Origin of the sequence: Amycolatopsis sp. Hca4 (assembly GCF_013364075.1) — a bacterium.
Taxonomy (GTDB): Bacteria; Actinomycetota; Actinomycetes; order Mycobacteriales; family Pseudonocardiaceae; genus Amycolatopsis.
The window spans coordinates 3,706,360-3,721,158 of sequence record NZ_CP054925.1 but is presented as its reverse complement, the minus strand read 5'-3'; the positions used below and the strand labels follow the sequence as shown (position 1 = coordinate 3,721,158).

12 protein-coding genes are annotated in these 14,799 nt (G+C 70.5%); 10 read left to right on the top strand and 2 right to left on the bottom strand.

What is annotated here, in order from left to right:
* Positions 1–27: 27 nt before the first annotated feature.
* Positions 28–1,068 (bottom strand): methyltransferase, encoded by a 1,041-nt coding sequence (locus HUT10_RS16030; RefSeq protein ID WP_176171944.1) that lies wholly within the window; start codon positions 1,066–1,068, stop codon positions 28–30.
* Between the two features lie 208 nt (positions 1,069–1,276).
* Between HUT10_RS16030 and HUT10_RS16025 the strand changes: the two genes are divergently transcribed.
* The 10 genes from HUT10_RS16025 (at position 1,277) to HUT10_RS15980 (ending at position 13,102) form a co-directional block, all read left to right on the top strand.
* Positions 1,277–2,707, top strand: a complete 1,431-nt coding sequence (locus HUT10_RS16025) for a sigma-70 family RNA polymerase sigma factor (RefSeq protein WP_217709614.1) — start codon at positions 1,277–1,279, stop codon at positions 2,705–2,707.
* Between the two features lie 94 nt (positions 2,708–2,801).
* Positions 2,802–3,590: an SDR family NAD(P)-dependent oxidoreductase gene (locus HUT10_RS16020; protein ID WP_176171943.1), complete on the top strand. Its 789-nt coding sequence runs from the start codon at positions 2,802–2,804 to the stop codon at positions 3,588–3,590.
* A 227-nt stretch (positions 3,591–3,817) separates the two neighbouring features.
* Positions 3,818–4,606, top strand: coding sequence for an SDR family NAD(P)-dependent oxidoreductase (locus HUT10_RS16015; protein ID WP_176171942.1), 789 nt, complete (start codon positions 3,818–3,820; stop codon positions 4,604–4,606).
* 242 nt (positions 4,607–4,848) lie between these two features.
* The gene (locus tag HUT10_RS16010; RefSeq protein WP_176171941.1) at positions 4,849–6,180 is read left to right on the top strand and encodes an NAD(P)/FAD-dependent oxidoreductase; all 1,332 of its coding nucleotides are present in this window, start codon (positions 4,849–4,851) and stop codon (positions 6,178–6,180) included.
* A 113-nt stretch (positions 6,181–6,293) separates the two neighbouring features.
* Positions 6,294–8,018: a non-ribosomal peptide synthetase gene (locus HUT10_RS16005; RefSeq protein WP_254896895.1), complete on the top strand. Its 1,725-nt coding sequence runs from the start codon at positions 6,294–6,296 to the stop codon at positions 8,016–8,018.
* Positions 8,019–8,028: 10 nt separating this feature from the next.
* Positions 8,029–8,235 (top strand): MbtH family protein, encoded by a 207-nt coding sequence (locus HUT10_RS16000; RefSeq protein ID WP_176171940.1) that lies wholly within the window; start codon positions 8,029–8,031, stop codon positions 8,233–8,235.
* A gap of 46 nt (positions 8,236–8,281) precedes the next feature.
* Complete coding sequence (gene hppD / locus HUT10_RS15995) at positions 8,282–9,334, top strand: 4-hydroxyphenylpyruvate dioxygenase (protein ID WP_176171939.1); 1,053 nt, start codon at positions 8,282–8,284, stop codon at positions 9,332–9,334.
* A 29-nt stretch (positions 9,335–9,363) separates the two neighbouring features.
* Complete coding sequence (locus tag HUT10_RS15990) at positions 9,364–10,701, top strand: condensation domain-containing protein (RefSeq protein WP_176171938.1); 1,338 nt, start codon at positions 9,364–9,366, stop codon at positions 10,699–10,701.
* A 41-nt stretch (positions 10,702–10,742) separates the two neighbouring features.
* Positions 10,743–11,972 (top strand): NAD(P)/FAD-dependent oxidoreductase, encoded by a 1,230-nt coding sequence (locus tag HUT10_RS15985; protein WP_176171937.1) that lies wholly within the window; start codon positions 10,743–10,745, stop codon positions 11,970–11,972.
* 20 nt (positions 11,973–11,992) lie between these two features.
* The gene (locus HUT10_RS15980) at positions 11,993–13,102 is read left to right on the top strand and encodes an abortive infection protein (RefSeq protein ID WP_176171936.1); all 1,110 of its coding nucleotides are present in this window, start codon (positions 11,993–11,995) and stop codon (positions 13,100–13,102) included.
* A 330-nt stretch (positions 13,103–13,432) separates the two neighbouring features.
* On the opposite strand, the gene HUT10_RS15975 is transcribed toward HUT10_RS15980, so the two are convergent.
* On the bottom strand, positions 13,433–14,662 hold the full coding sequence (locus tag HUT10_RS15975; protein WP_176171935.1) for a cytochrome P450: 1,230 nt from the start codon (positions 14,660–14,662) through the stop codon (positions 13,433–13,435).
* Positions 14,663–14,799: the final 137 nt, after the last annotated feature.

Sequence of the window (14,799 nt, the reverse complement as noted above, 5' to 3'; positions counted from 1 at the left end):
TCCGGCTCGCCCGGATCGGGGACCGGGCTACTTGTGGCCCACCACCAGGGCGTGGCTGAAGCCGAGGTCGGCGAACCGCTCGACCCGCGAGAACCCGGCGTCGCGCACGGACTTCTCCATGTCCGCCGCCGACCAGGTCATGCCCTCGCCCGAGGCGAGTGCGAGGAAGTACGGCGAAACGAGCCCGCCGGACAGCGAGCCGGTGCCCTCGTCGTTGGAGACGAAGTTGTAGACGAGCACCGTGCCGCCCTCGGGCAGCGCGTCGTAGCACTTGCGGAGCATCTCGGTGTTCCGCTCCAGCGACCAGATCTCGTAGATGTGGAAGTACAGGATCGCGTCGGCGCCCTCGGGCAGCCGGTCGGTGAGCATGTCGCCGGGGTGGAAGTGCACGCGCTTGCGGACCGACGGGTCCTCGATCTTGTCCGCGGCGAGCCGGGTGACGCTCTCCTGGTCGAACACGGTCATCTCGAGCTCGGGGTAGCGCTCGGCCAGCTTGACCGAGTTGGTGCCGTCGCCGCCGCCGATGTCGATGGCGTGCTTGACGCCGCTGAAGTCGTAGAGGTCGAGGAACTGGTCGAACGCGCGGTTCGAAGCGTCACCCATGTTGTCGTAGAAGACCTTCTGCAGGTCCGGGGTGGCCGTGAGCTTCGAGTACAGCGTGTCGCCGGGGCCTTCGAGGTGGCGCAGGCCGACGTTGGTGCTCTGCCGCATCGACTCGGCGAAGTCCACCAGGGTCTTGTTGATGATCTTGTCCTGGATGTCGATGAGCGGGCCGAGGAACCGCTCACCGTCCTTGAGCAGCTTGCGGCGCACGATCGGGGCGTTGACGAACTTGCCGTCCTTCTTCTCGATCAGCAGCAGGGAGGCCAGGCCGAGCAGCAGGACGCGCGCCGGGTACTCCTCGACGCCGAGCGCCTCCGCCGTCTCGGTGACGTCCAGGCCACCGCTGTCCTCGAGCTTCTGGAACAGGTCGAACTCCAGACCCGTGCGCAGCAGTTCGAACGCGGTGTGGCCGTGGATGAGGATCCGGAGGTAGTCCGCATCCGAGATCGGGACGCTCGTCGCCATGACTTGTGCTCCTTCGCAGGGGATGGGTCGGCCGCCCGGCTCGCCCGCATACGAGGATGATCGGGGCGAAAACCCGGCGGCGCCTCCATTTCTGCGGTGGGCGCTGCCGGGCGCCGGACCGGCACCCGGAAGCGCACGACGGGAGACGCGGGCCGGGCGCGCGCGGGGTGCCGTGGCGGGCCCGGGTGACCCTGCGTAGATTCGCACCGTGACCGACGGCCGGTGTCCCAGCTGCGGCAAGCCGCTCCCCGCGCGGGCGGGTGGCCGCGGGCGCGTGTCCAAGTACTGCTCGCCCGCCTGCCGGCAGAAGGCCTACCGCGAGCGGCAGCAGCAGGGTGGCTACGCCGTGCCCCAGCTCATCGCCGACATCGAGCAGCGCGTCCGCCGGCTCGCGCCGCAGCTGCCCGAGGTCTTCTACACCGACGTCACCGACCTCGCCTCGACCGTCGGCAGGCTGCGCCGGATCGCCCAGCTCGCCCGCGACGCCGCGGCCACCGAAAACGTCACGCCCGCCCGCGTGACGGAGAACCCGCCGGAAAACGTCACGCCCGCGGCCGTGACGGAAGAAAAGGTCACGGAAGAAAACGTCACGGACGACGCCGTGACGGAAACCGGCACCGGCGAAGACGGCGAGGTCACGGCGGCCGTCCGGGCCGGTGACGAATGGGACTTCGCCGGGCTCGTCGAGCCGTACCGGCACGAACTGCAGGTGCACTGCTACCGGATGGTGGGTTCCTACGACGACGCCGAGGACATGGTCCAGGAGACGTTCCTGCGCGCCTGGAACCGCCGGGACGCCTTCGAGGGCCGGTCGACCTTCCGCGCCTGGCTCTACCGCATCGCCACCAACGCCTGCCTCGACTTCCTGCGGCGCAACGAGCGCCGCCCGCAGCGGTATGAGCCCGTACCGGGGATGGACAACGGGGCCGCCGAACCACCCGTCCGGGTGACGTGGTTGCAGCCCTACCCGGACGCGCTGCTCGCGGACGTCGCGTCCACCGACGTCGAGCCGGAGCGGGCCGCGGTGTCCCGGGAGACGATGGAGCTGGTGTTCCTGGCCGCGATCCAGCACCTGCCGCCGCGGCAGCGGGCCGTGCTGATCCTGCGTGACGTGCTCGGCTGGCCCGCCGCCGACACGGCCGAGCAGCTGGACATGAGCGTCGCGTCGGTCAACAGCGCCCTGCAGCGGGCCCGGCCCGCGCTGCGGCGCCACCTGCCGGAACGGCGCAGCGACTGGACCGCACCGGCTCACCCGACCAGCCAGGAGCGCGAAATCCTGCAGCGCTACATGGACGCGGCCGACCAGGCCGACGCCGCCGTCGTCGCCGAGCTGCTCAGCGAGGACGTCGTCCTGACGATGCCGCCGAACCCGTTCTGGTTCGTCGGCCGCGACGCGATGATGGCGTTCATCAAGCCCTCGATCGACCCGGCGTCGCCGCACTTCCAGGGCACCTGGAAGCACCTGCCGACCTTCGCGAACCGCCAGCCGGCCGCGGCGGGGTACCTGCGGCGGCCGGGCACCACCGTGTACCGGGCGCAGGTGCTGGACGTCCTGCGCATCGAGGACGGCCGGATCGTCGAGATCACCTCCTTCGAGCCGCACCTCTTCCCGGCCTTCGGCCTGCCGCTCACGCTTTAGCCCGATCCGGGCGATGAGTTCTCCGGCGGCCGTGCGTCTCAATGTCCGACAACGCGGGCAACACAGCACGCGAAGAGACGCGAAGGAGAGAGCGATGTCGCTCGAGAAGAAGAACGCGATCGTCTACGGCGCCGGCGGCTCGATCGGCGCGGCGGTGGCCAAGGCGTTCGCCGCCGACGGCGCGCACGTGTTCCTCGTCGGCCGCACCCTCGAGCCGCTGCAGGCCGTGGCGGACGAGATCGAGGCCGCCGGCGGGTCGGCGTCGGTGGACGTGCTCGACGCCCTCGACGAGTCGGCCGTCGAGGAGCACGCCAAGACCGTGGTGGTCGAGGGCGGCAGCCTGGACGTCTCGATCAACCTGATCACCCGCGGCGACGTGCAGGGCATCCCGCTCGTCGACATGAAGACCGCGGACTTCACCGGCCCGATCGTCACCGGCGTCACCACGAACTTCATCACCATGCGCGCCGCCGCCCGGCACATGGTGGACCAGGGGTCCGGCGTGATCCTGGCGCTGGACAGCGGGTCCGCGCACGGCAGCCCGATGATGGGCGGCACCGGGCCCGCCGACGGCGCGATCGACACCCTCGTCCGGAACCTGGCCGCCGAGGTCGGCCCGAGCGGCGTGCGCGTCGCCGGCATCTGGACGGCGGGTCTGCCGGAGACCCTGTCGCCGGAGAAGCTGGCGGCCTTCAGCGGCGGCCCGAAGATGGACGACGCGGCGTTCCAGGGTCTGCTCCAGCACCTCGACGGCATGCGCATGACCAAGAAGTCGCCCACGCTCACCCAGGTGGCGCAGACCGCGGCCTTCCTGGCCTCCCCGGAAGCCGGCGCCATCACGGGCACGTTCGTCAACGTCACCAGCGGCATCTTCCCCAGCTGAGTCACGCGTACGGCGCAACTGGTTCCTTCCGACGGGGTAAGACCGGTACCGCCGAACGCAGTCGGTGAGCGCAATCCGGAAGATGCCGCCCGCCTCGCGAAGGCACAACGATGTGCTCGGATACCTCGCCTTGGTCCGCCGTCCGGCGGGGCGGGGCCGAGGCGATGGCTGGGGGGCCAGGCCACGCACGTGTGCACCGGCACACGTCGACGAGGAAAGGAAAGCTGATGTCCCTGGAGAACAAGAACGCCATCGTCTACGGGGCCGGTGGTTCCATCGGCCGCGAAGTGGCCAAGGCGTTCGCCGCGGCCGGGGCTCGCGTCTACTGCGCGGGGCGCACCCGCAAGAACCTCACCCCGGTGGTCAAGGAGATCACGAACGCGGGCGGCTGGGCGAAGGCCAACGTGGTCAACGCCCTCAACGAGGCCGCGGTCGAGCGGCACGCCAAGGCGGTCGTGGCCGAGAGCGGCAGCCTGGACATCTCGATCAACCTGATCACCCGCGGCGACGTGCAGGGCACGCCACTGGTCGACATGATCGCCGACGACGTGACCGGGCCGGTGCTCACCGGGCTGACCACGAACTTCCTGACCGCGCGGGCGGCCGCGCGCCACATGGTGGAGCAGGGGTCGGGGGTGATCCTCGGCCTGAACAGCGGGTCGGCCAACGGCAGCCCGATGATGGGCGGCACGGGCCCGGCCGACGCGGCGCTGGACACGCTGTTCCGCAACCTGGCGAACGAGGTCGGGCCCGCGGGCGTCCGCGTCCTCGGCATCTGGACGGCGGGCCTGCCGGAGACGCTCTCGCCGGCCAAGCTGGCGGCCTTCAGCGGTGGGCCGGAGATGGACGAAGAGGCGTTCCAGGGCCTGCTGCAGCACCTGGACGGGATGCGCATGACGAAGAAGTCCCCGACGCTGGCCCAGGTGGCGGCGACGGCGACGTTCCTCGCCTCCGACCGGGCGGGCGCCATCACGGGCACGTTCGTGAACGTCACGAGCGGCACGTTCCCGAGCTGATCCCGGCCACGGACGGAAGGGGATCCCCGCGAACCGCGGGGATCCCCTTCGGCGTTCCCGGGTGTCTCGAATGGACTCGGGGGAACCGGCCGGGATTTCTCCGAACGTTCTCCCCGGGCCCCGCGGGGCAAACCATGAGACGTCCGCCGCCCGACGGGGGTGTGAGGCTGACAGCAGGCCGCACCGCGGGATGACCCGCGTGATGGCCCTTCACGTACCTCTCACGCCAAGGAGGCCGGCACATGGCCGGACAGGTCGGAAGCGTCGCCGTCGTCCTCGGTGGCAGCATGGCCGGTAGCCTGGCGGCCCGGGTGCTGTCCGAGTCCTACGAGAACGTCCTGGTCCTCGACCGCGACACCGTCCTCGGGGTGACGAAGCCGCGCCGGGGCACGCCGCACACCCGGCACGCGCACGGACTGCACGCCCGGGGCCAGCGGATCCTCGAAGACTTCTTCCCCGGTTTCACCGACGACCTGCGCGCCGCCGGCGCGCCGGTCGGTGACCTGGGCGAGATGCGCTGGTACTTCAACGGCCTGCGCCTGCCCTACACCCACACGGGCCTGGTGTCCGTGACGCCGACGCGCCCGGTGCTGGAGAACCACGTCCGCACCCGGGTGAACGCGCTGCCGAACGTGACCTACCTGGAGCAGCACGACATCCTCGGCCTGGTGTCCACTTCGGACAACTCGCGGGTGATCGGCGTGCGCGTGCGCGACGACGCCGGGATCGAGAAGGTGCTGCGCGCCGACCTCGTGCTCGACGCCACCGGCCGCGGCTCGCGGACGCCCGCCTGGCTGGAGCAGCTCGGCTACGCGCGGCCCACCGAGGACCGCGTCAAGATCGGGCTGGCCTACACCACGCGGTTCTACCGCCGCCCGCCCGGCTCGTTCACCGACACGTGGTCGATCAACCCGGTCGCCTCGCCCGCGCACCCGCGCGGCGCCTTCTTCGGGCTGTCCGACGAGGACACCTGCATCGTCTCCCTCACCGGGATCCTCGGCGACCACCCGCCGACCGACCCCGAGGGCTTCGTCGAGTTCGCCAAGTCGCTGCCGGTGCCGGACGTCTACGACGGCATCAAGGACGCCGAGCCGCTCGACGACCCGACGTCGTTCGGGTTCCCGGCGAGCGTCCGCCGCCGTTACGAGCACCTCGACCGCTTCCCGGCCGGCCTGCTCGTGCTCGGCGACGCGATCTGCAGCTTCAACCCGGTCTACGGCCAGGGCATGAGCGTCGCGGCCTGGGAGGCCCACACCCTCCGCGAGCACCTGCGCGCCGGCGAGGTCGACCAGTACGCCTACTTCCGCGACATCGGCCAGGTCGTCGACGCGCCGTGGGCGGTCTCCGCGAGCGGTGACCTCGCCTTCCCCGACGTCGAAGGGGAGCGGACCCCGGAGATCGAGCAGGGCAACGCCTTCATGGGCCTGCTGCAGTACGCCGCGTCGAAGGACCAGGAGATCGTCAAGGCGTTCATGCGCGTGGCCGGGCTGATCGACCCGCCGACCGCGCTGATGGACGAGTCGCTGGTCCAGCGCGTCCTCTCGTACCAGCCCGCCGAAGGCCAGGCCGCCTGACCCCCTGCCCGGCAGGCAGCACAACCCGCAAACACCTCGGCCGCGGGTCACCCGCGCCCGTTTCTCGGCGCCGGAACCGGCGCCGCAGGACTTCGAGGAATTGGAGTGTGATCATGTCCCGGTCCGTTCACGAGGCGTTCTCCGCGCAGGCCGCCCGAACCCCCGACGCGGTGGCCGTCTCCGGCTCGGACCGGACGCTGACGTACCGGGAGCTCGACGAGCGCGCCAACCGGCTCGCCCACCGGCTCGCCGGCCTGGGCGCCGGCCCGGACGTCCCGGTCGCGGTGCTGCTCGAGCGCAGCACCGACGTCGTCGTCACGTTCCTGGCCGCGCTCAAGGCCGGCTCGTTCTACCAGCCGATCCACTCGGCCTACCCGGCCGACCGGCGCCAGTGGATCGTCGACCACTCGAAGGCGACCATCCTCGTCACCGACGAGGCATCGAAGGGCCTGGGCATCCCGTCGATCGCCGACGTCGTGCTGGCCTCGGAAGACCTCGCGGACCAGCCGGCCACGGCCCCCGCGGTGACGCTGGACGACAACGCCCCGGCGTACGTCATGTACACCTCGGGCTCGACGGGCGAGCCGAAGGGCGTCGCCGTGCGCCACACCGACGCGCTCGCGCTGGCCCTGGACTCCACCTGGGACACCGGCAACCACGAGCGGGTCCTGCTCATCGCGCCGCACGCGTTCAACGTCTCGACCTACGAGATCTGGGTGCCGCTGCTGCACGGCGGCACCGTCGTCGTCGCGCCCGAGGGCAAGCTCGACATCCCGACGCTCGGCTCGCTGCTGGCCGCGCACCGGATCACCGGTGTCCACCTGACGGCCGGGCTGTTCCGGGTCGTGGCCGAGGAGGCGCCGGAGAGCCTGGCGGGTGTCCGCGAGGTCCTGACCGGCGGTGACGTGATCGCGCCGACCGCGGTCGCCCGCGTGCTCGAGGTCAACCCGGACCTGACCGTCCGCGCCATGTACGGAGCCACCGAAGGCACCGTCTTCAGCACGAACTCCGCGATCACCGCGCCCTACACGCCGGGCCCGGTGGTCCCGGTCGGGCGCGCGATGGACGGGGTCGCACTGCACGTGCTGGACGAGCGGCTCGACCCGGTGCCCGACGGCACCGTCGGCGAGCTCTACTTCGGCGGCGTCGGTGTCGCGCTCGGCTACGCCGGCCGCCCGGACCTGACCGGCGAGCGCTTCGTCGCCAACCCGTTCGGCGAGCCGGGGTCCCGGATGTACCGGACCGGCGACCTCGTGCGCCGCACCCCGGCCGGGGAGATCGAGTTCGTCGGCCGCGCCACCGACCAGGTCAAGATCCTCGGCTTCCGCGTCGAGCTAGCCGAGATCGAGGCCGCCATCGCCGGGCACCCCGGTCTCGCCGACGTCGCCGTCGTCGCCCGCGAGGTCAAGGCCGGCGACGTCCGGCTGGTCGCCTACCTGGTCGCCGACTCCGGTGCCCCGGACACCGCCGCCATCCGCGAGCGCGTCCGCTCCCGGCTGCCGGAGTACATGCTGCCCGCCGCTTTCGTCGTCGTCGAACGGCTGCCCCTGACGGCCAACGGCAAGCTCGACCGGGCCGCGCTGCCGCAGCCGGAGTTCGAGGCCGCGGGCGCGTCCCGCGCGCCGAGCGGCCCCAAGGAGGAGGCGCTCTGCCGCGCGTTCTCCGCGGTCCTCGGCGTCGAAGAGGTCGGCGTCGACGACAGCTTCTTCGACCTGGGCGGCCACTCGCTGCTCGCGATGCGCCTGCTCAACCGGATCCGCGCCGAGCTGGGCGTGGAACTGAAGATCAACACGCTCTTCGACACGCCGACCGTGGCCGGCCTGGCCCAGCTGCTCTGAGGAGACCGAAATGACGAACCCCTTCGACGACCCGGACAAGAACTACACCGTCCTGGTGAACGCCGTGGGCGAGCACTCCCTGTGGGTCTCCGGTATCCCGGTGCCCGCCGGCTGGGAGGTCACGTACGGCCCGCGCGGGCGCCAGGCCTGCCTGGACCACATCGCCGAGAACTGGCGTGACCTGCGGCCGCACCCGGCCGGCCGCCGCGCCGCCTGACCCCCGGACGCCGCCCACCGCGCTGATCCCACGAAAGAAGGTTTCCATGGTCACCCCGAACCCGTCGGCCCTCGACGGTCTCGAGCTGGACTACGTCCGTTTCTACGTCGGCAGCCTCGACACGGCACGGGACTGGCTGGTGCGCGGATACGGCCTCGGCGAACGGCCGCTGGGCGACTCCGGCCCGGACTGGGCGACCGTGCGCTCGACCGAGATCGGTGCCAACGACATCCGGTTCGTCTTCAGCGAGCCGCTCGTCGACGACCACCCCGGCACCGCCTACGTCGACCGCCACGGCGACGGCGTCTCGGACATCGCCCTGCGCGTCACCGACGCGAAGGCGGCGTTCGAGGAGGCCGTCGCCCGCGGGGCGCGCCCCGTCGCCGGGCCGTCCCGCGCCGGCCACGTCGTCACGGCCAGCATCATGGGCTTCGGCGACACCCTGCACACCTTCGTCGAGTACCCGGACGGCCCGCCCGCCCCGATCGCGGTGAACGCCGAGGAACCGGGCGCGCTGCTGGAGATCGACCACTTCGCGGTGTGCGTGGAACACGGTCACCTCGACGCCACGGTCGACTTCTACCGGGACGTGCTGGGCTTCGAGCTGATCTTCGCCGAGACGATCGCGGTCGGCTCGCAGGCGATGACCACGAAGGTCGTGCAGAGCAAGTCCGGCAGCGTGACCTTCACGCTCATCGAGCCGGACACCTCCAAGGATCCGGGGCACATCGACGACTTCCTCAAGGACCACGGCGGCGCCGGCGTGCAGCACATCGCCTTCACCAGCAACGGGATCATCGAGGCGGTCGACGTGCTGCGCGACCGGGGCGTCGAGTTCATGGGCACCCCCGCCTCCTACTACGCGGACCTGCTGCAGCGCGTGGTGCCGGAGCAGTACTCGGTGCCGGAGCTGCGCACGCAGCAGGTGCTCGTCGACGAGGACCACGACGGCCAGCTGTACCAGATCTTCGCGCGCTCGGTGCACCCGCGGAACACGATCTTCCTCGAGCTGATCGAACGGCTCGGCGCGCGGGGCTTCGGCAGCGGCAACATCACCGCGCTGTACCAGGCCGCCGAGCGCCAGCGCGACCACCACTGAAATCCGTCCGGGCAGGAAAGGGAATCCCGATGAGCCGCTACCCGTTGTCGGCCAACCTCGGTCTGCTGTGCATCTTCGACAAGGGCGAGACGGACGGCGCGTTCGGGCCCCGGCACCTGGTGATCCACGGCTGGCGGGTGCGCGGCGAGCTGGACCCGGACACGCTGCGCGGCGCGCTGGACGACGTCGTCGAGCGGCACGAGATCCTCCGCACGGAGATCGTCCGCGAAAACGGCGAGCAGTACCAGCGCGTCCACCCGCCGTGCTCGCCGGAACTCGTCCTGCACGAGCTGACCGACGACGGCCGCCCGCGCGACGAGCAGGTCGACGAGTTCATCAATTCGGTCGAGGCGGGCCGGCTGGGCGCCGACGAGCTGCCGCACCTGCGCGCCGAGCTGGGCCGCTTCGACGACCGGGACGGGGTGCTGGTGCTGATCGTGCACCACACCGCCGGCGACGGCTGGTCGCTGCACGTGCTGATCAACGACCTGGCGGTCAGCTACGCCCGGCGCCGCGGGCTCGACGTGCCCGCGCTGCCGGAGCCGCGCCAGTACGGGGAGTTCTCCGTCTGGCAGATCGACGACCTGGCCGGGGAGCAGGCGCAGGCGTCGCGCGAGTACTGGGGCGGGAAGCTGCGCGGCGGCCGGATGCTCGACATCAAGGCCGACCGCACGCTCGCCCCGGACACCCCGGCCGTCTACGCGGTGGAGCGGTTCCTGCTCGACGCCGAGCTCACCCGCGGCACGACGGAGCTGGCGCGGGTGATGCACTGCTCGCCGTTCATGGTGCTGCTGGCGGCCTACAACGCACTGCTGGCGCGGATGTCCGGCGCGACCGACCTGGTCGTGCCGATCATCACCTCCGGCCGCGCCGACCAGTCGCACTACGACACCATCGGCCCGTTCTTCAACCTGGTCCCGCTGCGGACCGACATCGACGGCTGCCGCACCTTCTCCGAGCTGGTGCTGCGGATCCGGGCCACCTGCCTGGAGGCCTACGCGCACGAGCTGCCCTTCAGCGAGGTCGTCGCGCAGGCGCCGGAGATCAACAAGACCTACGAGCGGGACGACAACGCCGTCTGCGCCATCCAGGTCCTGCAGTTCCCCGGCATGACCGAGGCGGAGACCGTCGGCGACGTCGAGTACGCGGAGGTCCGCAGGCGCACCAAGTCCTGCCAGGACACCTCGGACATCCCCAACGGCGTGCTGTGGGCGCTCGACATCCTCGGCGACGGCGAGATCGCCGGCACCTCTCGGTACAACACCGAGCAGTTCGACCGCGAGACGATGGTCCGGATGATCGACGACTACCGCGGCATCCTGGCCGCCGGCCTGGCCGACCCGAACCGTCCACTGTGGGCACTCTGACTTCCAGCAGCAGCGGCCGATATCCGAGGAGGATCGCGCAGATGAGCGCAAGCGAGGAAACGTACGACGTCGTGGTCGTCGGCGGTGGACCCGGCGGCGCGGCGACGGCCGGGCTGCTGGCCGGCATGGGCCACAAGGTGCTGGTCCTGGAGCGCGAGAAGTTCCCGCGTTACCACATCGGCGAGTCGCTGATCACCGGCGCGCTGCCCACCCTCGACGACCTGGGCCTGATCGAGCGCCTGGACGCCATGGGCTTCACGAAGAAGTACGGCGGCACGCTCCTGTGGGGCAAGAACCAGGGGACCTGGGGCTTCCGGTTCACCGAGTCGGCGCTCTACGACTACGCCTACCAGGTGCGCCGCGCCGACTTCGACGCCCTGGTTCTGGGCCGGGCCCGCGAACTGGGCGCGAAGGTGCTCGAAGAGGTCACCGTCCGCGAGCCGATCTTCGACGGCGAGCGCATGGTCGGCGTCACCTACGCGGAGAAGGGCAGCAAGGAGACGAAGGAAGCGCACGGGACGTTCGTCGTCGACGCCACGGGCCAGAACCACATCCTGGCCAAGCACTTCGACTCCGTCGCCTGGCACGACGACCTGCGCAACATCGCCACCTGGACGTACTGGCAGGGCTGCAACCTCTACAGCGGCACCAAGGCGGGCGACATCATCTCGGAGAACCGCCCGACCGGCTGGTTCTGGTTCATCCCCCTGCACGACGGCACGGTCAGCGTCGGCTACGTGACGCCGCTGGAGGAGTACCAGAAGTCGGGCAAGTCGCTGGAGGAGCTGTACTTCGAGGAGCTCGGCAAGACCGAAGAGGTCAGCACCCTGGTCAAGGGCGCGACCCGGGCGAGCGGGTTCCGCAACATCAAGGACTGGTCCTACACCGCCGAACGCTTCCACGGTCCGGGCTGGGCGATGGTCGGCGACGCCGCCGCGTTCGTCGACCCGCTGCTGTCCACCGGCGTCACGCTGGCCCTGCGCGGGGCGCGGGCGCTGGCCGACGCGATCGACGGCGTGCTGCAGGACCCGTCGGCCGAGGACGAGCTGCTCGGCCTGTACGAGGAGAGCTACCGGACCTTCCTCGACTCCGTGCTGGACTTCGTGCGGTTCTTCTACGACCGCACGAAGAACAAGGAGGACTACTGGGACAAGGCCCAGGAGCAGATCGACCCGCAGAAGCTGCGGCCGCGCGAGACGGACTTCGCGACCATGCTTTCGGGCCTGACCGGGATCAACGACATCTTCCAGCAGCGCCGGCGCGCGGCGTAGCGCCTCGAAAGGGCACGAAAATGAGTGAACACGAGATCCTCGCACCGCGGGGGAAGGGGCTCACCTACCGCGGGGTCGCCTACGACTGTGGGTCGAACCACGAGACCGGTCAGGGCCACAACTCGCGCATGGTGTGGAACGAAGACATCATGCGGTCGGAGATCGACTCGATCGCCGACGGCCTCAAGGCCAACTCGGTGACGATCTACGGCACGCTGTTCGACCGCCTCGAGGCCACGACGGCGCACGCGGTCGAGCGCGGCCTGCACGTCTGGCTGCAGCCGCGCCTGATGGACGGCGAGCAGCCGGAGGTGCTGGAGCACATCGCCGAGACCGCGCGCCTCGGCGAGAAGTTCCGCCGGCAGGGCGCCGACATCCACGTCAGCGTCGGGTGCACGCACGCGATCCAGACCATGGGGATCATGCCGGGCGAGTTCTACCACAACCGGATGGGCAACGCCTTCCCCGACTCCGACCACCACTTCCTGCGCCCGGTCGGCCCGATCGACCACGAGGACGTCGAGCTGAAGCTCAACGCCTTCCTGGGCCAGGCGGCCAAGGTCGCGCGGGCGAACTTCGACGGGGGCATCACCTACTCGGCGGGTTCGTTCGAGCGGGTCGACTGGACGCCGTTCGACTACATCGGCATCACGGACTACTACCACCCGAAGCCGAGCCGCGAGGCGTACATCGCCGAGCTCGACGCGTACCGCAAGTGGGACAAGCCGATCATGATCGCCGAGTACGGCACGTTCACGTACGCGGGCGCGTCGGAGAAGGGCCTGCTGGGCTTCGACATCGTGGACCGCACGGTCGAGCCGCCCCGGGTGTTCGACGGCTTCCGCCGCGACGAGCAGGCCCAGGCCGACTTCCACCTGGACCGGCTGCGCCTGTACGACGAACTCGGCATCTACAGCGTCGCGGTGACGGAGTTCGTCCACCCGACGCACCCGCACTCCGAGGACCCGCAGTGGGACCTCGACACGGCGAGCATGACGATCACGAAGACCATCCGCGACGACTACTTCGACCACTTCTCGACGTACCGGATCGAGCCGAAGGAGTCGTACAAGGCGATCGCCCGCTACTACGAGGCGGTCACCGAGCGCGAGCGCCGCACCGCGGCCTGACCTGGGGGCGCCCCGAGCCGCCTCGCACCGACGGGTGCGAGGCGGCTTTTCCCTGTGCGCACAAGGCGGCCTTGGTGGCGTGTGACGCACCGCAGGCGGCCTTGGGGCGCCGGCGGGTGGTGTCCCTTCAACCCCCATGGGGACACCACCCGGATCATGCCTTCGACTGGGTGCCTCGGTCATGCCGGGCCTGGCGACCACAGCTCCTGGTGGGGGCCCTCGAAAAGGGACGGGGAGCCCGCAGTGCCGAAGCCCCGCGGGGCCGTCCGGCCGGAGACGCGAAAGAGCCCCGGGCCGGCGAAGCCGGGCCCGGGGCTCGAGCGAGCCGCCCTACGCGGCCGCCGCGGCGGAGGACTCCGTCAGGCGGATGGGCAGCTCGTTGAGGCGGTGCACGAAGTAGCTGGGCTTCCAGCCGAGGTCCGACTCCGGGATCGCCAGCCGGATGTCCGAGAACTTCGCCAGCAGGCTCTTGAAGAAGATCTCGCCCTCCAGCCGGGCCAGCGGGGCGCCCAGGCAGAAGTGGATGCCGTGGCTGAAGGCCAGGTGCGGCGTCTGGCGCTCGAGGTCGAACTTGCCCGGCTCCGGGAAGTCCCGCGCGTCGTAGTTCGTCGCGGTCAGCGAGATGGCCACGTGCTCGCCCGGCTGGACCGTGACGTCGCCGATGGTGACCTCCGCCTTGGCGAAGTGGTAGGTCACCGTCACCACCGGCGGGTCGACCCGCAGGATCTCCTCGATCGCCTTCGGCACCAGGTCCGGGTTCGCCCGCAGCTTGGCCAGCTGCTCCGGGTTGCGCAGCAGCGCCAGGATGCCGTTGGCGATCATGTTGACCGCCGTCTCGACCGAGCCGATCAGCATCAGGAAGATGTTGGACCGCAGCTCGATGTCCGACAGCGTCGCGTTGCCCTCCTGGCCCGACAGGATGGCCGAGATCATGTCCTCGCCCGCGGTTTCCTTGCGCTGCGAGATCAGCTTCGTCAGGTATTCGTCGAACCAGCGGCCGGCCTGGAAGATGTCGTTCTGGTCGGTCACCTCGCCGAGGCCGGTGACGATCCCGCAGTACTCGCGGAACTCCGCGCGGTCGGACATCGGGACACCGAACCACTCGCAGATGACCTCGTTGGGCAGCGGGATGGCGAGGTCTTCGACGACCTCCGCGGTTCCGCTGGCGGCCACCGCGGCCAGCAGCCGGTCGGTGATCTCCTGCACCCGCGGACGCAGGTTCTCCATGTACCGCGGGGTGAACGCCTGCGAGACCAGCTTCTTCATCCGGGTGTGGTCCGGCCGGTCGTTGAACACCATGGAGTGGCGGAAGAAGTCGTCGTTGTACAGCGCCAGGTACGGCTTCAGCGTCGGGTCGGCGACCTTGTCGCTGCGGGCCAGGCGCGGGTCCGACAGGGCGCGCCGCGCTTCGCGGTAGCCCGTCACCAGCCAGGCCGGCATGCCGTCGGGCATCGACACCTTGTGGATCGGCCGGTCGGTGCCGAGCTTGGCCAGCAGCTTCGGCGGGTCGGTCAGTTCGGTGGCCTCGAGCGGCACGCGCGGGGCGTCTTCAGCGGACATCAGTCACTCCTCAAAGGTCTTCGGCCGAACCCCGCGCCCACCCCAGGACGGCCGCGGTCGCCGTTGCTCGTTCCCCGGCTTCATCTTCGCCGCGGCACCGGTCGCGGACACCTCGCGTCTTGCCCAGTGCCGCGGCG